Here is a 234-nt window from a genome sequence, read left to right as displayed (position 1 = left end):
CGTGTATGGACTCATCGTTCCGGCACCTTTTTCTGTGTCATACGCCTGCATTAATACGCAGCCTTCATTTGACCAATGCTTTTGCAGCGTCAAAATCATGTCTTGAATATTCAATGATCGCACCTCCATCTTTTCTACACCAACCGCTATGTATGGCGGGTGGGATTAGAACCTTGTAAAAGAACACAAAAACTCCCGTCTCTATGCTCGCAAGGTTCTTTGCAAACATAGGGA

At 44.4% G+C, this 234-nt stretch carries 1 protein-coding gene; it reads right to left on the bottom strand.

Annotated features, from left to right (window positions below):
* The coding region (locus AC0IXA_RS28185; RefSeq protein WP_471815024.1) for a glycine--tRNA ligase subunit alpha at positions 1-99 on the bottom strand (99 nt) is incomplete at its 3' end.
* Between the last annotated feature and the right edge of the window lie 135 nt (positions 100-234).

This window comes from Pseudomonas sp. AC083, from assembly GCF_979253165.1.
The sequence above is the reverse complement of the archived record's forward strand: the minus strand, read 5'-3'. Positions and strand labels throughout refer to the sequence as shown.